This window comes from Pedococcus sp. P2_A3 (genome assembly GCF_056405035.1).
In genome coordinates, this window is sequence record NZ_JBFUCW010000001.1 from 107,703 (window position 1) to 125,925 (window position 18,223).

18 protein-coding genes are annotated in these 18,223 nt (G+C 71.0%); 7 read left to right on the top strand and 11 right to left on the bottom strand.

Annotation, left to right across the window (positions count from 1 at the left end):
• Positions 1 to 115: 115 nt before the first annotated feature.
• A complete protein-coding gene (locus AC1DX8_RS00550; RefSeq protein ID WP_477627947.1) occupies positions 116 to 1,420 on the bottom strand; it encodes an MFS transporter in 1,305 nt (434 codons plus the stop codon).
• Positions 1,417 to 2,028 (bottom strand): helix-turn-helix domain-containing protein, encoded by a 612-nt coding sequence (locus AC1DX8_RS00555; RefSeq protein WP_477627948.1) that lies wholly within the window; start codon positions 2,026 to 2,028, stop codon positions 1,417 to 1,419. Before AC1DX8_RS00555 ends, AC1DX8_RS00550 begins: the two co-directional genes overlap by 4 nt.
• A 269-nt stretch (positions 2,029 to 2,297) precedes the next feature.
• Here AC1DX8_RS00555 and rplM point away from each other — a divergent pair, with 269 nt between their 5' ends.
• From rplM to glmM, 3 genes are all read left to right on the top strand, one after another.
• On the top strand, positions 2,298 to 2,741 hold the full coding sequence (gene rplM, locus AC1DX8_RS00560; RefSeq protein WP_056923968.1) for a 50S ribosomal protein L13: 444 nt from the start codon (positions 2,298 to 2,300) through the stop codon (positions 2,739 to 2,741).
• A gap of 9 nt (positions 2,742 to 2,750) precedes the next feature.
• Positions 2,751 to 3,257 carry a 30S ribosomal protein S9 gene (gene rpsI, locus AC1DX8_RS00565; RefSeq protein ID WP_477627950.1) on the top strand — a complete coding sequence of 169 codons (507 nt, stop codon included), beginning with the start codon at positions 2,751 to 2,753 and terminating at the stop codon, positions 3,255 to 3,257.
• 151 nt (positions 3,258 to 3,408) lie between these two features.
• Positions 3,409 to 4,773, top strand: coding sequence for a phosphoglucosamine mutase (gene glmM / locus AC1DX8_RS00570; protein WP_477627951.1), 1,365 nt, complete (start codon positions 3,409 to 3,411; stop codon positions 4,771 to 4,773).
• A gap of 152 nt (positions 4,774 to 4,925) precedes the next feature.
• Here glmM and lhgO read toward each other — a convergent pair whose 3' ends face one another.
• Positions 4,926 to 6,152: an L-2-hydroxyglutarate oxidase gene (gene lhgO / locus AC1DX8_RS00575; RefSeq protein ID WP_477627952.1), complete on the bottom strand. Its 1,227-nt coding sequence runs from the start codon at positions 6,150 to 6,152 to the stop codon at positions 4,926 to 4,928.
• Between the two features lie 126 nt (positions 6,153 to 6,278).
• Between lhgO and AC1DX8_RS00580 the strand changes: the two genes are divergently transcribed.
• Positions 6,279 to 6,701 carry an Ohr family peroxiredoxin gene (locus AC1DX8_RS00580; RefSeq protein WP_477627953.1) on the top strand — a complete coding sequence of 141 codons (423 nt, stop codon included), beginning with the start codon at positions 6,279 to 6,281 and terminating at the stop codon, positions 6,699 to 6,701.
• A 21-nt stretch (positions 6,702 to 6,722) separates the two neighbouring features.
• On the opposite strand, the gene AC1DX8_RS00585 is transcribed toward AC1DX8_RS00580, so the two are convergent.
• From AC1DX8_RS00585 to glpX, 4 genes are all read right to left on the bottom strand, one after another.
• Positions 6,723 to 7,259 carry a beta-class carbonic anhydrase gene (locus AC1DX8_RS00585; RefSeq protein WP_477627954.1) on the bottom strand — a complete coding sequence of 179 codons (537 nt, stop codon included), beginning with the start codon at positions 7,257 to 7,259 and terminating at the stop codon, positions 6,723 to 6,725.
• 32 nt (positions 7,260 to 7,291) lie between these two features.
• On the bottom strand, positions 7,292 to 8,971 hold the full coding sequence (locus tag AC1DX8_RS00590) for a fumarate hydratase (RefSeq protein ID WP_477628221.1): 1,680 nt from the start codon (positions 8,969 to 8,971) through the stop codon (positions 7,292 to 7,294).
• Between the two features lie 73 nt (positions 8,972 to 9,044).
• Positions 9,045 to 9,962: a carbohydrate kinase family protein gene (locus tag AC1DX8_RS00595; protein WP_477627955.1), complete on the bottom strand. Its 918-nt coding sequence runs from the start codon at positions 9,960 to 9,962 to the stop codon at positions 9,045 to 9,047.
• Positions 9,959 to 11,005: a class II fructose-bisphosphatase gene (gene glpX, locus AC1DX8_RS00600; protein WP_477627956.1), complete on the bottom strand. Its 1,047-nt coding sequence runs from the start codon at positions 11,003 to 11,005 to the stop codon at positions 9,959 to 9,961. The genes AC1DX8_RS00595 and glpX overlap by 4 nt, the downstream gene beginning before the upstream one ends.
• A gap of 96 nt (positions 11,006 to 11,101) precedes the next feature.
• Here glpX and AC1DX8_RS00605 point away from each other — a divergent pair, with 96 nt between their 5' ends.
• Positions 11,102 to 11,659, top strand: a complete 558-nt coding sequence (locus AC1DX8_RS00605) for a DUF4245 domain-containing protein (protein WP_477627957.1) — start codon at positions 11,102 to 11,104, stop codon at positions 11,657 to 11,659.
• 29 nt (positions 11,660 to 11,688) lie between these two features.
• On the opposite strand, the gene AC1DX8_RS00610 is transcribed toward AC1DX8_RS00605, so the two are convergent.
• From AC1DX8_RS00610 to AC1DX8_RS00620, 3 genes are read right to left on the bottom strand one after another with little or no spacing between them, the layout of a single operon-like run.
• The gene (locus AC1DX8_RS00610) at positions 11,689 to 11,949 is read right to left on the bottom strand and encodes an exodeoxyribonuclease VII small subunit (RefSeq protein WP_477627958.1); all 261 of its coding nucleotides are present in this window, start codon (positions 11,947 to 11,949) and stop codon (positions 11,689 to 11,691) included.
• Positions 11,950 to 11,960: 11 nt separating this feature from the next.
• A complete protein-coding gene (xseA, locus tag AC1DX8_RS00615; RefSeq protein ID WP_477627959.1) occupies positions 11,961 to 13,223 on the bottom strand; it encodes an exodeoxyribonuclease VII large subunit in 1,263 nt (420 codons plus the stop codon).
• A 52-nt stretch (positions 13,224 to 13,275) separates the two neighbouring features.
• Entirely contained in the window at positions 13,276 to 14,259 is a 984-nt protein-coding gene (locus tag AC1DX8_RS00620; protein WP_477627960.1) for a hypothetical protein, read from the bottom strand.
• A gap of 242 nt (positions 14,260 to 14,501) precedes the next feature.
• Between AC1DX8_RS00620 and AC1DX8_RS00625 the strand changes: the two genes are divergently transcribed.
• On the top strand, positions 14,502 to 15,527 hold the full coding sequence (locus AC1DX8_RS00625) for a 4-hydroxy-3-methylbut-2-enyl diphosphate reductase (RefSeq protein WP_477627961.1): 1,026 nt from the start codon (positions 14,502 to 14,504) through the stop codon (positions 15,525 to 15,527).
• A gap of 264 nt (positions 15,528 to 15,791) precedes the next feature.
• Positions 15,792 to 17,078, top strand: coding sequence for a cytochrome P450 (locus AC1DX8_RS00630; protein WP_477627962.1), 1,287 nt, complete (start codon positions 15,792 to 15,794; stop codon positions 17,076 to 17,078).
• On the opposite strand, the gene AC1DX8_RS00635 is transcribed toward AC1DX8_RS00630, so the two are convergent.
• Entirely contained in the window at positions 17,015 to 18,211 is a 1,197-nt protein-coding gene (locus tag AC1DX8_RS00635) for a DNA recombination protein RmuC (RefSeq protein ID WP_477627963.1), read from the bottom strand. The two genes, AC1DX8_RS00630 and AC1DX8_RS00635, sit on opposite strands and share 64 nt — an antisense overlap.
• Positions 18,212 to 18,223 lie beyond the last annotated feature (12 nt).

The window sequence follows — 18,223 nt, forward strand, 5'->3', positions numbered from 1 at the left end:
CGAGCGACCTTTGCTAGCAAAGGTTGCTCGGAGGGGCCGCCGTAGCAGCCCTTGCCGCCCACGGGTGAGCTCGTCGGCCGCAGCCGTGAGGTCGCCCGGTATGCCGCCGCGTCGCCTACGCGGTGGCGACGTCCTCTGCGTCGACGTCGACGTCCGCGACCGACTGGCTGCGCCCACGGCGCCAGGCCGGGAGGAAGCAGACGAAGCCCACCGTGCTGATCGCCCCGGCGACGACCATGGCGGTCGCGATCGAGGTCTGCGCGGCCAGCAGGCCCAGGAGGGGGCCCGCGACGGCTCCGCCGGCCTGCATGACCAGGGAGCCCAGTGAGAGGATCGTCGCGCGGTTCCGTGCACTCGCCTCGCGGTGCATGAGTCCCATGTAGGCGGGGCTCGCGGCACCGTGCAGCGCGTAGGTGACGAGGTAGGCGGCGACCAGGGCGACGGGACCGAGGACCAGGCCCATCGCCACGACGCCCAACCCGTTGAGCACCCGGCCGAGCACGGCGGCCTGGACCAGCCCGAACCGGTCGGCCGCGCGCCCGCCGAGCCACGAGCCGAGCGAGAACAGCGCCCAGCCCCCGGCCGCCGCCGGACCCATCCAGGCACCGGCCCTTGCCTCCGACCCGAGCAGGTCGGACAGCCGCAGGGGCATCAGCGTCTCGTAGGCCATCATCCCGATGACCCAGAAGAGCTCGACCGCGACCAGCCCGGCCAGCACGCGGTTGCGGGTCACGAGGCGGATGCCGTCACGGACCACCACCGGGGTCTCTCGGACCGAGGCCGTCAGTCGCCCGCGCAGTCGACTGTCGGTGCGGGGGGTCTCGCGCAGCAGGAAGACGGTGGCGAGGAGGTGCACCACGCACAGCACCACGAACACCTGGATCGGCAGCAGCAGGGCGCTCGAGTCGTGGAACGGGTGCCAGGCGACGAGGCCACCGGACACCAGTGCGCCACCCCCCATGCCGACCCCGACCAGGACGCCCTGCGCCGACATGGCGCGGTGGACATCGGCCCCCGGCTCCCGCTCGTGGACGGTGTCGACGTACCAGGCCTCGAGGGGGCCGGAGTCGAGCGCCCGGTAGACACCCATCAGACCCGAGGCCAGGGCGAACTGCCAGAACGAGTGGGCGAAGAGGAAGGCCACGCCAGCGCCGATGTTGACCACGCCGGCGATGAGCAGGAGTGGACGTCGTCMCAGCGCGTCGGCGAACCCGCTGGTCGGTAGCTCCAGCAGGAACACCATGATCCCCTGCGCGGTCATGTAGAGGGTGATCTGCTGGATGGTCAGGCCGCGCTCCCGGGCCACGAGCGTGAAGATGCCGACGATGAACCCGACCGGGAGCCACCGGGTCGTGCTGAGGATGAGGAAGACCCGCCTGGCAGCCGCGGGGGAGAGGGTGGTCATCGGCGCCTGGGTCATGACGGCTCCTTGCCGGTGGGGACGCGGTCGAGGTCCAGGGGGTAGATGGCGCTGTACACGGCCAGGCGGCGCGCCCTCGGGTTGCCCTGTCCCACCCGGCGGTACTTGAGGAGCAGCTCGTCGAGCTCGGCCTTGAGCTGCTCGACCTGCTCGGGCGTGGCCACGACGAAGTTGTCGCTCATGCCGGCCGCGTCGCGCCACTCCAGGGGCCAGGTGTCCTCCACGTCGAGCCAGCGGTCGAACTGCTCCGCGAAGTGGCGGGCGTAGTCACGGACCAGCCAGTTGAGGGCCGTCTCGGAGTCCTCGTCGCCGGCGAAGTCGCTGGCCTCCCAGGTGTGGAAGTCGGTGGCTGCCTGCCAGAGGCGGCGCTTGCCCTCCCCCTCCCCGGTGTCCGAGACCAGCCCGACCGACTCGAGCTTGCGCAGGTGGTAGGAGGTCGCCCCGGAATTGGTGGACAGCCGCGCGGCCAACGAGGTGGCGGTGGCGGGCCCGTCGACGCGCAGCGCACCGAGCAGCCGGGAGCGCAGGGGGTGGGCGAGGACCTTGAGGGCGGCGGCGTCGAGGCGCAGTCCGGTCAGGTCGCCGATCTGGGTGCGGGAGGAGGCCATGCGTGCACAATACCTTTGCACACTTCGTTTGCACAAGTAGTGTGCACGGGAAGTGTGCAGGTGCATCACCGCAGGTCAGAGGCCCTTTGAGGCGGTTTCAGGGGCGATTTGGGTGCACGGCAGCCAGCCCGTAAACTTGGTCACTGTTGTGCCGTGCGCCCTCGTAAGGCGACACCACCGATCCGCCAGCGGATCGTGCGCCTCGGGCGCACGCGGCATACCGAACCATCGCAGTTCCTCATGTAATTCCGATGTAAAGGTTCAGAACTTTGCGCACCTTCACCCCGAAGCCGGCCGAGGTCACTCGCACCTGGCACGTCATCGACGCCACGGACGTTGTCCTGGGTCGCCTGGCGAGCCAGACCGCGATCCTCCTGCGCGGCAAGCACAAGACCACGTTCGCTCCGCACGTCGACGGTGGCGACTTCGTCATCATCATCAACGCCGAGAAGGTCGCCCTCACCGGCGCCAAGCTCGAGCAGAAGAAGGCCTACCGCCACTCCGGCTTCCCGGGCGGCCTCAAGAGCACCTCCTACACCGAGCTGCTCGCCAAGAGCCCGGCGAAGGCCGTGGAGAAGGCCGTTCGCGGCATGCTCCCGCACACCACGCTCGGTCGTGAGCAGCTGACCCACCTCAAGGTCTACGCCGGCTCCGAGCACCCGCACAGCGCCCAGAAGCCCGTCCCGTTCGAGATCACCCAGGTCTCCCAGTAAGGATTTCTTGTGACTGACATCAACACTGAGACCCCTGTCGAGGGTGACGAGGTCGAGCTGACCGAGTACACCTCCGAGTCCGAGGGCCCCGTCGCGGGTGCCGAGCCGGTCCGCCGTCCCACCGCCTCCGCGCCCGGCGCGGCCACGGGTCGTCGCAAGCAGGCCATTGCCCGCGTGCGCATCGTCCCCGGCACCGGCGAGTGGAAGATCAACGGCCGGACCCTCGAGCAGTACTTCCCGAACAAGGTCCACCAGCAGATCGTCAACGAGCCGCTCACGCTGCTCGAGCTCGACGGTGCGTACGACGTGCTCGTGCGCGTCCACGGTGGTGGCCCCTCCGGCCAGGCTGGTGCGGTCCGCCTCGGCGTGGCCCGCTCGCTCAACGGGGTGGACGAGGAGCTGAACCGTCCGGCCCTCAAGAAGGCCGGCTTCCTCACCCGTGACGCCCGCGTCCCGGAGCGCAAGAAGGCTGGTCTCAAGAAGGCCCGCAAGGCTCCGCAGTACAGCAAGCGCTGATCTGCCCYTGCAGTACCCGTTCGGAGGCGGCGCCCATTCTGGGTGCCGCCTCCGGCGTCTTTGGCGGTAGGTTCACGCCAGATGCCTGTGCGCCCGCTCCTGCCCACGCGGTGGCCGGGTGCGCCCCTGATCGTCGAAAGGCTCCCCCTCCATGACCACCACGGCCACCACGCCACGACTCTTCGGCACCGACGGGGTTCGCGGGCTCGCGAACGTCGACATCACGGCCGAGCTGGCGCTCTCGCTGAGCATCGCCGCCGCGCACGTCCTGGGTCGTGAGGCCCGGGCCGCCGGGCGCAAGCCGAAGGCCGTCGTCGGACGCGACCCCCGCGCGTCGGGCGAGTTCCTCAGCGCCGCCGTCGTCGCCGGGCTCGCCTCTGCTGGCGTGGACGTCCACGACGTCGGCGTGCTGCCCACGCCGGCCGTCGCCTTCCTCACCGCCGACATGGACGCCCACTTCGGCGTGATGCTGTCGGCGTCGCACAACGCCATGCCCGACAACGGCATCAAGTTCTTCGCCCAGGGCGGGCACAAGCTGCCCGATGCCGTGGAGGACGAGATCGCTGCCAGCCTCGACCGCGAGTGGGACCGGCCCACGGGCGCCGAGATCGGGCGCGTGCTCACCAACCGCGCCGGTCAGGCCCGCTACGTCGCGCACCTCCTCGAGGCCCTTCCGCACCGACTCGACGGACTCAAGGTCGTCATCGACGGCGCCCACGGCGCGGCGTCCGCAGTGTCGCCGGAGGTGTTCCGGCTGGCCGGCGCCGAGGTCGTCGAGATCGGCACCGAGCCTGATGGCCTCAACATCAACGACGGTTACGGCTCGACCGACCTCGACCACCTCAAGGCGGCGGTCGTGGCCCGTGGGGCCGACCTCGGCATCGCCCACGACGGGGACGCCGACCGCTGCCTCGCGATCGACCACACCGGCACCGAGGTCGACGGCGACCAGATCATGGCGATCCTGGCCGTGTCGCTGAAGTCGCGCGGAGCGCTGGCCGACGACACCCTCGTCGCCACGGTGATGAGCAACCTCGGCCTCATCCAGGCGATGGAGCGCGAGGGCGTCTCCGTGCGCCAGACCGCGGTCGGGGACCGCTACGTCCTCGAGGACATGCGCGCGTCCTCCTACTCGCTCGGGGGCGAGCAGAGCGGGCACGTGATCTTCCTCGACCACGGCACCACCGGTGACGGCGTGCTGACCGGCCTGATGCTGGCCGCCCGCGTCGCCGAGACCGGGAAGCCACTGTCCGAGCTGGCCACGGTCATGCGCCGGCTGCCGCAGGTGCTCATCAACGTCAAGGGCGTCGACAAGTCCCGGGTCGAGTCGGACGACGAGCTCCAGGCAGCTGTCCGGGCCGAACAGGAGGCGCTCGCCGGCAGCGGTCGGGTGCTGCTGCGCAAGTCCGGGACCGAGCCGGTGGTCCGCGTCATGGTCGAGGCCGGGGAGCAGGAGCAGGCCCAGGCCGTGGCCGAGCGCCTCGTCGAGGTCGTCAAGGCGCGCCTGTCCCTCTGACGGCGCCTCCACGCCAAGGCGGGGGTATGTCGGGTGCTCACCACCCGGCATACCCCCGCCTTTGTGGGTCGCGGGACAAATGGAGGCGGCACCCGGGAGACGGCCCGGGGCGCAGCCGGCGCAAGTCCCGGACCCGATGAAGATGGTGCGGCTCAGCGGGTTTCGTCGAGCAGGCCGACGATGTGGGCAGCGATCTCGAAGGCGCTCGTGGCGGCCGGGGACGGTGCGTTGAGGACGTGGACCACGCTCCCGTCGCGCTCGATGAGGAAGTCGTCGACGAGGGTTCCGTCGGCCCGAAGGGCTTGCGCGCGCACTCCCGAGGGAGCCGGTACGAGGTCGTCGTCGCGCAGCTCCGGCACCAGCCGTCGCAGGCTGTCACCGAACCGGTGGCGGGAGAGGGAGCGGGCGACCTCGGCCGCCCCGGCCCGGTGGTGGCGGGCCGCCAGGCGCCAGAAGCCGGGGTGGGTCAGGGTCTCCCGCAGGTCGGGCCAACGCACCGTGCGCCAGTCGTAGCCCTCACGGGCGAGGGCGAGGACCGCGTTGGGGCCGGCGTGGACCTGACCGTCGGTGCCGCGGGTGAGGTGGACGCCGAGGAACGGGAAGTCGGGGTCGGGCACGGGGTAGACGAGGTGCCTGACGAGGTGGGTCGCGTCCGGGCGCAGCTGGAAGTACTCGCCGCGGAAGGGGACGATCCGCGCGGAAGGCCGGTGACCGAGTCGTCGCGCCACCAGGTCTGCCTGCAGACCGGCACAGACCACCACGAGGTCGGCAGGGAGCTCGCCGCGGCTGGTCCGCACCACGGTCTCTGCCGACGCCCCCGCGCCCCGACCCGCAGTGCCGTGGCCGCCCAGGCCAAGGACCTCGGTGTCCAGCAACAGGGTCGCGCCGGCTCGCTCCAGCCGGCGCACGAGGGCTGCACACACTGCCGGGTAGTCGATGATGCCGGTCTCCGGGACGTGCAGCGCCGCCAGCGCGTCGACGTGCGGTTCGTGCTCGCGCGCCTCGGCGCGGGTGAGCCGGGTGACCGCGAGCCCGTGCGCCAGGCCGCGCTGGTGCAGCCGTTCAAGGCCGCGCAGCTCGTCGGTGCGGGTCGCCACGACGAGCTTGCCGCAGATCTCGTGGGGGATGCCCTCTTCCTCGGCGAAGGCGGTGAGCGAGGCTGCACCGGCGCGGCAGAAGGCCGCCTTGAGCGAGCCCGGCGGGTAGTAGAGGCCCGAGTGGATGACCCCGCTGTTGCGTCCCGTCTGGTGGGTGGCCCAGGTCGACTCCTTCTCGACCACGGTGACCTCTGCCCCCGGACGCTCGCGGCACAGCCGATCGGCGACGGCCAGCCCGATGATCCCGCCGCCGATGACGAGGTGGCGCATCGGTGTCGGCATCGTCACAGCCTAGGACGCCCGGTGGACGGGAGCGTTCCGGAATCCCGGGTGCGCCGCCCCCGTTGTCCTCTGCGGCATCCGCGTCGAGGATGTCCCCGTCCGCCGACACCGAATGCGAGCCTGCTGATGCCCCACGAGTCCCTGACCGAGCCGCTCTACTCGACCGCCGCCACCGCCCAGGGCGGCCGGGCCGGCCACGTCTCGAGCGCTGACGGCGTCGTCCACCTCTGGCTGGGCAAGCCCGGCAGCAAGGCGAACCCCAAGGCCAACCCCGAGACGCTCTTCGCGGCCGGCTATGCCGCGTGCTTCGGCAACGCCCTCAACTCCGTGGCGACGGCGATGGGCCTGGACACGTCTGACTCGACCGTCACCGCCACGGTGACGCTCGGCAAGACCGACACGGGCGTGGGCCTCGCGGTGGACCTGGTCGCCGAGGTGCCCGGGCTCGACCGTGGCACCGCTCAGCAGCTGGTCGACGCCGCGCACGAGCGCTGCCCCTACTCCAAGGCCACCCGCGGCAACATCGACGTCACCATCTCGCTCGCCTGAGCGGGACGGTGACGTCGGGCGTCAGACCAGCTGCTCGAGCAGGCCGGTGTCGACGTCGTACATGAACCCACCGACGGCGACCTGGTCGCCGATCAGGGGGTGCGAGCGCACCGCTCGCACGTCGGCCATCAGCGCGCCGCGCTGGTTCTCCACGACGTGGAAGCCCTGCCACGACGCGTCCTGACCTGCGGAGGCGCCCACCCGCTCGCGCAGCTCGGCCTCGGTGTTGCTCGCCATCGCACAGCGGGTGTGCGGGACGATGAGGATGCGGTTGACCCCGAGCAGGTGCACCCCGAGCACCAGCGCCTCGAGGGCATTGGCGGTGACGCGGCCACCGGGGTTGCGGAAGATCTTGGCGTCGCCGGGTGACAGGCCCAACAGGCTCAGCGGGTCGATCCGCGAGTCCATGCAGGTGACGATCGCGACGCCCGCGTGGGCGATGCCGTCGAAGCCGCCCGTCGAGAAGTCAGTCGCCGCGTAGGTGCGGTTTGCGGCGAGCAGGTCGTCGAAACTTCCTGCGGTTGAAGGGTTTTCGATGGGGTTCACGCTCTCGCTCACAGGCGTCTCCTCGCTGGATGACGGGTTGGTGGTCACAACAGTCCCGGGCGCTTCGGGATCGACATCGCCATCGGCTTGATGGTCGAGGCGAAGAAGTCGTTGCCCTTGTCATCGACGACGATGAAGGCCGGGAAGTCCTCGACCTCGATCTTCCACACCGCCTCCATGCCTAGCTCGGGGTACTCCAGCACCTCGACAGACTTGATGCAGTCCTGGGCGAGCCGCGCCGCGGGCCCGCCGATCGACCCGAGGTAGAACCCGCCGTGCGTGTCGCAGGCGTCGGTGACCTGCTTGGAGCGGTTGCCCTTGGCGAGCATCACCATCGAGCCCCCGGCGGCCTGGAACTGATCGACGTAGGAGTCCATCCGCCCGGCCGTCGTCGGGCCGAACGACCCGCTGGCGTAACCCTCGGGTGTCTTGGCCGGTCCGGCGTAGTAGACCGCGTGGTCCTTGAGGTACTGCGGCATCCCGTCGCCAGCGTCGAGCCGTTCCTTGATCTTGGCGTGGGCGATGTCGCGGGCGACCACGAGCGGTCCGGACAGCGACAGCCTGGTCTTCACGGGGTACTTGGTCAGCTCGGCGCGGATCTCGTCCATCGGCCGGTTGAGGTCGATCCGCACGACGTCGTCGCCCTCGTCCTCGAGGTGCTCGTCGGTGGTCTCGGGCAGGAACCGCGCAGGGTCCTTCTCGAGCACCTCGATGAACACGCCCTCGGGGGTGATCTTGCCGAGGGCCTGTCGGTCGGCCGAGCAGGAGACCGCGATGGCGATCGGGAGCGAGGCTCCGTGTCGGGGGAGTCGGACCACCCGCACGTCGTGGCAGAAGTACTTGCCGCCGAACTGGGCCCCGATCCCGAAGTTGCGGGTCAGCTCCAGCACCTGCTCCTCGAGCTCGGTGTCGCGGAAGCCGTGTGCGGTGATCGAGCCCTCCCGGGGCAGCTCGTCGAGGTACTTGGCTGACGCGTACTTCGCCGTCTTCAGGGCGAACTCGGCGCTGGTGCCGCCGATGACGATGGCGAGGTGGTAGGGCGGGCAGGCCGAGGTGCCGAGGCTGCGCAGCTTCTCGTCGAGGAACGCCAGCATGCGCTCGGGGTTCAGGACCGCCTTGGTCTCCTGATAGAGGAATGACTTGTTGGCGCTGCCGCCGCCCTTGGCCATGAAGAGGAACTTGTAGGCCGTCTCGTGCCCTTCGGCGGTGTCGGCGTAGAGCTCGATCTGGGCCGGCAGGTTGGAGCCGGTGTTCTGCTCCTCCCAGGTCGTGATGGGGGCCATCTGGGAGTAGCGCAGGTTGAGCCGGGTGTAGGCGTCGTAGACGCCCTCGGCGATGGCCCGCTCGTCAGAGCCCGGTGTCAGGACCTGCTGGCCGCGCTTGCCCATGACGATCGCGGTGCCGGTGTCCTGGCACATGGGGAGCACGCCGCCGGCCGCGATGTTGGCGTTCTTGAGCAGGTCGAGCGCCACGAACTTGTCGTTGTTGCTGGCCTCGGGGTCGTCGATGATCCGGCGCAGCTGGGCGAGGTGTGCCGGGCGCAGGTAGTGCGCGATGTCGTGCATGGCCGTCTCGGTCAGGGTCCGCAGCGCCTCCGGCTCGACCTGGAGGAACGTGCGCCCGCCGGGGCCCTCGACGGTGGTGACGCCCTCGGTGGTCAGCAGCCGGTACTCGGTCTGGTCCGGACCGGTCGGCAGCAGGTCTTCGTACTCGAACTCGGCCATGGGGTCGTCGTGCTCCTGTCGTCGGTTCCGCGTCACCGCTGCCTCGTCCAGTCGGCGGCGCCCGCGGGGTGGGCTACAGCTCGTCCAGTGCGGGGGCGTAGGCGCCGGCCCGGCCGACGGTCACGGCACTGGTGGCCAGGCCTCGCTCGACAGCGGGCCGGACCTCCTCCAGTGTCGCGCTGTGCAGCCGGTCGCGCGCACCCGGGTCACCCAGCAGGCCGGCGACCACGAGCCCGGAGACCAGTCCGGCCATGAACGAGTCGCCCGCACCCACGGTGTCGACCACGCGCTCGGCGCGCGTGCCCGCACGCCCGAGCTCGGGGGTGCCGGCCACGCGGTAGACCACGCCGTCCGCACCCAGCGTGACCACGGCGATCCCGGCGCCGAGGCCCACCCACCTGGCCATCACCTGCTCGGGCGACTGGCCGGCATACAGGAGCTCGAGGTCGTCCTCGCTGGCCTTGACCACGTCGCTGAGGGCCACCAGCTCCTCGACCCGCACGCGCACGGGCTCGAGGTCGCCCATGATGCTCGGGCGGATGTTGGGGTCGTAGGAGACGGTGCCGGTGGCGCGCACGGCCTCGAGGGCTGCGGTGACGCTGGCGGCGCCCGGCAGCAGGACGGTGGCGATCGAGCCGGTGTGGACGTGGCCGGTGCCCTCGGGGAGGGCGATCGTCGGCAGGTCCCAGTAGAGGTCGAACTCGTAGGACGCGGCACCGCTCTCGTCGAGGGTCGCCACCGCTGTGGACGTCGGGTCGTCGCCGAAGCTCTCGGGCAGGACCCGCACCCCGCGGTCGGCCAGGTGGGCGGTGATGCGCTCGCCGCGTTCGTCACGRCCGAGCCAGCCCGCGAAGTCGACGTCGTGGCCCAGCCGCGCCAGGCCCATGGCGACGTTGGCGGGGCTGCCCCCGACGTGTTCGGTGCGCTCCCCGGAGGGCTCGGCGACGATGTCGACCAGGGCCTCGCCGACCACCAGCAGCCGCGGGCTCACGCGACACCGCCAGGACCGGCGTGGTCGAAGTCCACGGACGAGTAGGCGCGCAGCTTGGCCAGCTGGTGGTGGCTCTCGATGAGCCGGATGGTGCCCGACTTGGAACGCATCACCAACGAGTGGGTGGTGGCTCCGCCGGCGCGGTAGCGGACGCCCTTGAGCAGCTCACCGTCGGTGATGCCGGTGGCCACGAAGAAGCAGTTCTCGCCGGTGACCAGGTCGTCGGTCGACAGCACCCGGTCGAGGTCGTGGCCGGCATCGACGGCGCGCTGCCGCTCGTCGTCGTCCTGCGGCCACAAGCGTCCCTGGATCACCCCACCCAGGCACTTGATCGCACACGCCGTGATGATCCCCTCGGGGGTGCCGCCGATGCCGAGGAGCAGGTCGATGCCGGTGTCGTCGCGGGCCGCCATGATCGCCCCCGCCACGTCGCCGTCGGAGATGAAGCGCAGCCGCGCACCGGCGTCGCGCACCTCGGCGGCCAGCTTCTGGTGGCGCGGGCGGTCGAGCATGACGACGGTGACGTCCTCGACGGTCTCCTTCTTGGCCTTGGCGATCCGCTTGATGTTCTCGGCGACGGGCAGGCGGATGTCCACGACCTCGGCCGCCTCCGGCCCGGTCACGAGCTTGTCCATGTAGAAGACGGCAGACGGGTCGTACATGCTGCCGCGGTCGGACACCGCGAGCACCGACACGGCGTTGGACTGCCCCTTGGCCGTGAGGGTCGTGCCGTCGATCGGGTCGACCGCGACGTCGCACTCGGGCCCGTTGCCGTCGCCGACCTCCTCGCCGTTGTAGAGCATCGGGGCGTCGTCCTTCTCGCCCTCACCGATGACCACGACGCCCTTCATGGAGACCGTGCTGATCAGCGCGCGCATGGCCTCGACGGCAGCACCATCGGCGCCGTTCTTGTCGCCCCGCCCTACCCAGCGACCACCGGCCATCGCGGCCGCCTCGGTGACCCGCACCAGCTCGAGGGCGAGGTTGCGATCGGGCGCCTCGACGCCGACGCGCAGGGACGAGGGGAGGTGCTGCTCGGACATGCATCGATCCTTCACGCGACGGCGGGTGAGCGCTTCGAAGCCTATCGGTGGCGGGGGCGGTTGGCGCCGGGTGCCCCGGTCGTGGACGATGGGGGAGTGAGCACGCCAGCGCCCCGCAGTTCCTACGCCAACGGCTCCGTGGCCAACATGGTCCGGTCGCTGGTCGTGATCGGCGCGATCGTGGCCGCCCTCATCGCGATCGTGCCACGGGTCAACAGCGTCTCGCAGCCGCCCGTTGACGTCGCGGGGACCTCGGTGGACGTGGCGAGGTCGAGCGGGTGGCCGATCGAACGACCGGAGGCGCTGCCCGACGGGTGGAAGGCCACGAGCGTTCGCTACGTCCGCTCCACCGGTGGCCTCATGACCTGGCACGCCGGCTACCAGTCACCCACGGGCAACTACATCGCGATCGAGCAGACCAAGGACGCCACCGACGAGTGGGTGTCGGCGCAGACCAACCGTGCCGCGAAGACCGGTGAGGTGCAGGTGGCCGGCAAGACCTGGGGCACCTACGTGCGCAGCGGCAAGGTGCAGAACAGCCTCGTCCACCGCGCCGAGACCCCCACCGAGCTCACCACGATCGTGACCGGCACCGGCACGTTCGACGAGCTGACGGCCTTCGCCGAGACGCTCCGCCCCGTGCCCAGCAGCTGACTCACACCGGCGGGCGACCCCTCGGCCGCTCAGTCGGACCGCGCCGGGTCGGTGTCCTCGTCCTGGGTGAGCGCGGCCTCGGCGCCATCGAGCCAGGTGCTGCAGTGCGCCGCCAGGGCCTCTCCCCGCTGCCACAGGCGCATGCTCTCCTCGAGCCCGAGCTGGCCGCCCTCGAGCTGCGCGACCACGCTGATGAGCTCGTCGCGGGCCTGCTCGTAGGACAGCTCTGCCACATCGGCGTTCGCGTCGGTCTCGACGGTGGGCGTCGCCTTGTCTGCTCCCTTGGCCATGGTGAAGGAGCCTAACCCGAGGTGTGCGGGAGCCCGACGACGCTCGCGGCGAAGTCGCCCCGGGCCACGCGCACCCGGAGCACCTCGTCGACCGTCACCTCGGCCTGGTCCATGACCACGCGTCCGTCGCGGTGCTGCACGACGGCATACCCGCGCTCCAGCGTCGATAACGGCGACAGGGTGCTGACCTGGGCCCGCAGGTGGGCCACCTGGTCCGCCGCCCGGTGGACCGACGCGAGGACGCGGCGGTGGGCGCGGTCGGTCAGTGCGTCGAGCTCCTGGCGCCGGGCGTCGATCATCGCGGCCGGGCGGGCCATGACCGGCCGTGAGCGGAGGGCGATGAGGTGGCGTCGCTCGCTGGCGATCCGCGCGTGCAGCGCGCGCCGTCCCCGGTCGCGCGAGTGACGTATGCCGTGCCGCTCGGCCTGCTGGTCGGGCACCACCCGCTTGCCCGCGTCGGTGGGGGTGGAGGCCCGCCAGTCGGCGACGTGGTCGAGGAGCGGGGTGTCGACGTCGTGACCGATCGCCGAGACGACGGGGGTGCGGGTCGCGGCGACCGCGCGGACGAGGGCCTCGTTGCTGAACGGCAGGAGGTCCTCGACCGAGCCCCCTCCTCGGGCGATGACGATGACGTCGACCTCGGGGTGGGCGTCGAGCTCGGCGAGCGCGGCCATCACCTCCTGCACCGCGTTGGCGCCCTGCACCGCGACCTCTCGGATCTCGAACCGCACCGTGGGCCACCGGCGCCGGGCGTTCTCGACGACGTCCTTCTCGGCCGCCCCGGCGCGCCCGCAGACCAGCCCGACGGTGCGCGGCAGGAACGGCAGCGGCTTCTTGCGGTCGGGGTCGAACAGGCCTTCGGACGCCAGGGTGCGCTTGAGGTGCTCGACCCGGGCCAGGAGCTCGCCGACGCCCACGGGGCGGATCTGTCGGGCGTCGAGCATGAGGGAGCCCCGCTGGGTCCAGAAGACGGGTTTGGCCTGCAGGACGACGCGCGCCCCCTGCGTGAGGGGGGTCGGCATCGCGTCGAGGGCGTTGGCCTGCATGGCGACCGAGAGGGACATGTCGACGTCGGGGTCGCGCAGGGTGATGTACGCGGTGCGCTGACCCGGCCGGCGGGTGAGCTGGACGACCTGGCCCTCCACCCACAGCACCGACATCTTCTCGACGTACTCCGCGATGCGCATGCTGAGCAGTCGCACCGGCCACGGCGACTCCGCCGTGGTGTCGGCGGCCTTCTCGGGCAGCGCCGGTCGCTGGTCTGGGCCGCTCACGCGCCCACTCTAGGAGGTGTGGGCGTCACCGGGTCAGGCGTGCCCGCAGTCCTCACTCCCCGTTGTGGGGCGGGGTCAGCCACGCGGGGGCGACCCGCTCGTGCAGCGCACTGCCTCCCAGGGCGCCCGATGGCTTGCCGAGACCGACGATCACGGTGCTGGTGCCGGTCGCGTGTCCGACGGCGAAGAGCGACGGGACGGCGTTGCTTGCCACGCCGACGACGAGGGTCCCGTACCTCCCGCACGGAGAGGCCAGCAGCTGCGTGAAGGCCCACCCGGCCGAACGGACCAGCTTGACCACCGGCTTCATCGGCGACGTGACAGGGACGTGCACCGTGTAGAGGGCGCCACCGCGGGTGTTCATCAGGAGGGTGTCGTAGGTGGCGGTCTGGCTGATCAGGGTCATGGACCTGACCGAGCCGAATCCTGCGAAGGACGCCTTGTCGACCCACGTCCAGCTACCCCCGACCGTGCTCGACTTCCACCGCAACAGCACACCCTGACCGTCGAGGGCGTAGAGGTTGCTGCGGTTGGTCGAGCTGGTGTCGCCGCGGTCGTACTGGGACAGCTCGATGGCGCGCATGGTGGACCAACCACCGCCGATCCGCCTGAGGACGGGCGTGTTCACGAGGGTGGTCTGGTCCTGCTGGGTGTCGTAGGACGAGAGGTAGAGGGAGTCGCCGATGACCACGAAGCCTGTGGTGTTCCAGTAAGCCGGCACGTTCAGCTCGTACGTCTCGCTGGTGGCCAACCTCGGCACGCGGCCTGCCCAGTAGCCTGCCGGCCCGGCGGCCAGGTACTCGAGGGTCGGGGGCTGGGTCGCCGTCACGCGGGCGTGCTGCGAGGTCCCGCCGGCCTCGTGCATGCTGACCGTGAGCGAGCAGGCAGTGCCAGCGCTCGCCGTCGACGCGGCTGCAGACGTGGCCGTCGCTGCCGAGGCATGGGGTGCGCTCGCGACGTTCCCCACGGCGACGGTGGCGGCCAGGATGGCTGCCCCGACCCTGGCACCCCGATGTGTGACTGCTCGTGCCTGCATGGTCCGTGCCCCCATCAAGAGTCCCTCCCCCGAAACCTGCCGTGCAGACGGTGACCCTCGCTGCACAAACCGTGACTTTTCGATGCTACCGGCCCGCACTGCCCACAGGGCGCTTGCTCCGCGCGGACTGGGCGGAGACCGGGGCGCGCAGCCCCGGAACTCGAGGTATGCCGGGAGGTGACCGCGCGGCATACCCTCACGGCGGATTGGGGTGGCCGTCGACGGCCACCTACGATGGAGCCATGACCCAGACGACTGACCAGGCCACCAAGCGCGTGCTGCTGGCCGCCCCGCGCGGGTACTGCGCGGGCGTCGACCGGGCCGTGGTGACCGTCGAGAAGGCGCTCGAGCTGTACGGGCCCCCGGTGTACGTGCGCAAGGAGATCGTGCACAACAAGCACGTGGTCACGACGCTGGAGAAGCGTGGCGCGATCTTCGTCGAGGAGACCGACGAGGTGCCCGAGGGCGCGACCGTCATCTTCTCCGCGCACGGGGTCGCCCCGGTGGTGCACGAGGAAGCCAAGGCCCTCAACCTCAAGACGATCGACGCGACCTGCCCGCTGGTCACCAAGGTGCACCGCGAGGCGGTCCGCTTCGCCAGCGACGACTTCGACATCCTGCTGATCGGGCACGAGGGGCACGAGGAGGTCGTGGGCACGTCGGGCGAGGCGCCGGAGCACATCACCCTGGTCGACGGCCCCGACGACGTCGCCAACATCAGCGTGCGCGACCCGGACAAGGTCGTCTGGCTCTCGCAGACCACGCTGTCGGTGGACGAGACCATGGAGACGGTGCGCCGACTGCGCGAACGGTTCCCGTCGCTGCAGGACCCGCCCAGCGATGACATCTGCTACGCCACCCAGAACCGTCAGCTCGCGGTCAAGCAGATGGCTCCGGAGTGCGACCTGATGATCGTCGTGGGATCGCGCAACTCGTCCAACTCGGTGCGACTCGTGGAGGTCGCGGTCGAGCACGGCTCCCGCGCCGGCCATCTCGTCGACTACGCCGAGGAGATCGACGAGGCGTGGCTCGAGGGCGTCGCGACGGTGGGCGTCACCTCCGGGGCGTCGGTCCCCGAGCTGCTCGTGCGGGACGTCCTCACCTACCTCGCCGATCGTGGCTACGCGGACGTGAAGCCGGTCGTGGCCGCCGAGGAGAGCCTGCTGTTCTCGCTGCCCAACGAGATCCGGCGGGACCTCAAAGCGCGCGGGCTCAGCGACAAGATGCGGCACGACGGCGCCTTCGAAGAGGCCGGCTCTCTGCACTGACGCCCTCCTCGCCGCACCGACGTGGTGCCACCTGTGCGTCACCGGGTCGGGCATTTCGGGCATCGGTGACGGGTGGGTGGCAAGAAGTGCGGCGGGGGCGTGACCTGTTGCCACCTGTGCGTCACGGGGTCGGGCATTTCGGGCATCGGTGAGGGGCGGGTGGCAAGAAGTGCGGCAGGGGGACGAGCGGCTTCGGTCACGACGCGGGACCGGTTACTGAGAGCCTGCCCTTCGCGACGTCGCCACGCGGGTACCGTCTGACCCATGATCGGCTTGACCACTGCGCGGGCGCGCCTGACGCAGCGGCTCATCGCCCGGGCCACCGGCGGTGGTCCCGTCGACCTGACGAGCCTCGAAGCCGTTCCGCGCCGCCTGCTCCGCCCGCTGCGGCGGTCCGGTCTGGACCCCGTGCACCGGATCGGTGCCAGCGCCCCTGAGCCGGTCCACCGCCTGGCGCACATGTTCGGCATGAACATCTGGCTGGTCTCCGGTCACGAGGAGGCCAAGGCCGTCCTCGCCGACCAGCGCAGGTTCAGCAACGACATCCGGCCCTACGTGGGCGCTGCCGGCGCGAGCGTCGGTGGCCTGGGGTTCACCGACCCGCCCGAACACACCCGCCTCCGGGCCCTGCTGACCCCCGAGTTCACGATGCGCCGGATCAACCGGCTGGCCCCGAGGATCGAGGCCATCGTCGACGCCCAGCTCGACCTCATCGAGGCGAACGGGCCCGTCGTCGACCTCGTCGAGCACTTCGCCTTCCCGATCCCGTTCCTCGTCATCTGCGAGCTGCTCGGGCTGCCGGTGGAGGACCRCGAACGGTTCCGGACCCTCAGCCATGCACGCTTCGACGTCACCGCGGGCGGCGCGGGGGCGTTCGGGGCCATCTCGCAGAGCCAGCTCTTCCTGCTCGACGCCACCCGCAAGCAGCGGGTCGACCCGGGTGACGGCCTGCTGGGCCGGATCCTCGCGGCCGTGGGTGACGAGGTCAGCGACGAGGAGGTCGCGGGCCTGGCCGACGGCGTCTTCACCGGCGGGTACGAGACGACCGCCAGCATGCTGGCCCTCGGCTCCCTGGTGCTGTTGCGCGACCGCAAGCACTTCGAGGTCGTCCGCGACGACGACACCGCCATCGACCGGGTCGTGGAGGAGATGCTGCGGTACCTCAGCGTCGTGCAGATCGCCTTCCCGAGGTTCGCCAAGGAGGATCTCGAGCTGTTCGGCAAGACGATCCACAAGGGCGACGTCGTCATCGCGGCCCTCAGCCGGGCGGACCGGGACCACCGGATCGGCCCAGACCTGGGGACCTTCGACCCCGACCGCCCGCCGTCGCCGCACGTCGCGTTCGGCTACGGGTTCCACCGCTGCGTCGGTGCGGAGCTGGCACGCCTCGAGCTGCGCATCGCCTTCCCGCGGCTGGTCCGCCGCTTCCCCGAGCTCGCCCTGGCCGCTGCCCCGGAGTCACTGCAGTTCCGCGACCAGTCGATCGTCTACGCGGTCGACTCCCTGCCGGTCCACCTCGGTGGCATCTCGGGGTCGTCGAAGTCCAGCTGAGGGCGCTGCGCCTCGGCGGTGGCTGCCTCGATCAGCTCGATGGCTGTCAGGACGCGGGGGCCCGCCTCGAGCGGCTGGGGGCTCGGCAGCGGTTGCTCGACGATTCCGGCCTCGTGCATCCGGCGCGCTGAGACGAGCACCCGCGACTCCAGTGCCCCGACCAGCTGGTTGTAGGCCTCGACGGACCGCTGGAGGGCGGTGCCCATGCGCATCGTGTGGCTGCCGAGCGTGCCCAGACGGTCGTAGAGGTCGCGGCCCAGGATCATCACCTCACGGGCGTGCGCCGTCAGCGCGTCCTGCTGCCACGTGAAGGCGACGGTGCGCAGGAGGGCGAGCAGCGACCCCGGGCCGACGAGGACGACGCGGCGGGCCATGGCGTCCTCGTGGAGGGCCGGGTCGGCCGAGAGCGCGGCGGCCAGCATGGCGTCGCTGGGCACGAAGCAGACGACCATCTCGGGGGAGTTCTCGAACGCGGTCCAGTAGTCCTTGGCCGCGAGCGACGTGACGTGTGACTTGAGAGAGGCAGCGTGCGACCTCAGGAGGTCTCGGCGTTCGCTCCCCGGGAGGTCGTCCGCCTGCGCGCCGAGGAACGCGCCCATCGGGGCCTTGGAGTCGATGACGAGGAACTTGTCGCCCGGCATCCGCACGACGACGTCCGGACGCACCTGGCGCTGGTGCCGGCTCACGCGGGAGACCTGCTCGTCGAAGTCGCAGCGCGCGAGCATGCCGGCGTGCTCGAGCACCCGGCGGAGCTGGACCTCGCCCCAGGCGCCGCGCACCGTCGAGGAGTTGAGCGAGCCGGCCAGTGACTGCGTCTGCCGGCCCAGTGCGGTGGTGGACTCGTGCACCGCCGCCATGGTCGTCTCGAGGGCGGCGAACTGGCTGGTGCGGTCGCGCTCGAGCGTGCCCACCTGCTGCTCGACCCGCACGAGGGCGTCACGGAGCGGCCCGAGGGCGGCAGCCGTCTGCGCGTCGTCGGAGACCGCGGCCTCGAGGTCGACCACCCGCTCACGGAGGAGGTCGGCCTCGGTGCGGGCGGACGCGAGGGAGGCCGCAGCCGAGCCGCGCGCACTCCACCACCCCGCGGCGCCACCGACGACGAGGCCGAGGATGAGCATGCCCACGAGTTCCATGGACAGGACCAT

Coding starts and splice junctions, on each gene's coding strand:
- AC1DX8_RS00555 (WP_477627948.1), bottom strand. CDS start 2,028: ATGGCCTCCTCCCGCACCCAGATCGGCGACCTGACCGGACTGCGCCTC.
- glmM (WP_477627951.1), top strand. CDS start 3,409: ATGACCACCACGGCCACCACGCCACGACTCTTCGGCACCGACGGGGTT.
- lhgO (WP_477627952.1), bottom strand. CDS start 6,152: ATGCCGACACCGATGCGCCACCTCGTCATCGGCGGCGGGATCATCGGG.
- AC1DX8_RS00580 (WP_477627953.1), top strand. CDS start 6,279: ATGCCCCACGAGTCCCTGACCGAGCCGCTCTACTCGACCGCCGCCACC.
- AC1DX8_RS00590 (WP_477628221.1), bottom strand. CDS start 8,971: ATGGCCGAGTTCGAGTACGAAGACCTGCTGCCGACCGGTCCGGACCAG.
- glpX (WP_477627956.1), bottom strand. CDS start 11,005: ATGTCCGAGCAGCACCTCCCCTCGTCCCTGCGCGTCGGCGTCGAGGCG.
- AC1DX8_RS00610 (WP_477627958.1), bottom strand. CDS start 11,949: ATGGCCAAGGGAGCAGACAAGGCGACGCCCACCGTCGAGACCGACGCG.
- AC1DX8_RS00620 (WP_477627960.1), bottom strand. CDS start 14,259: ATGCAGGCACGAGCAGTCACACATCGGGGTGCCAGGGTCGGGGCAGCC.
- AC1DX8_RS00625 (WP_477627961.1), top strand. CDS start 14,502: ATGACCCAGACGACTGACCAGGCCACCAAGCGCGTGCTGCTGGCCGCC.
- AC1DX8_RS00635 (WP_477627963.1), bottom strand. CDS start 18,211: ATGGAACTCGTGGGCATGCTCATCCTCGGCCTCGTCGTCGGTGGCGCC.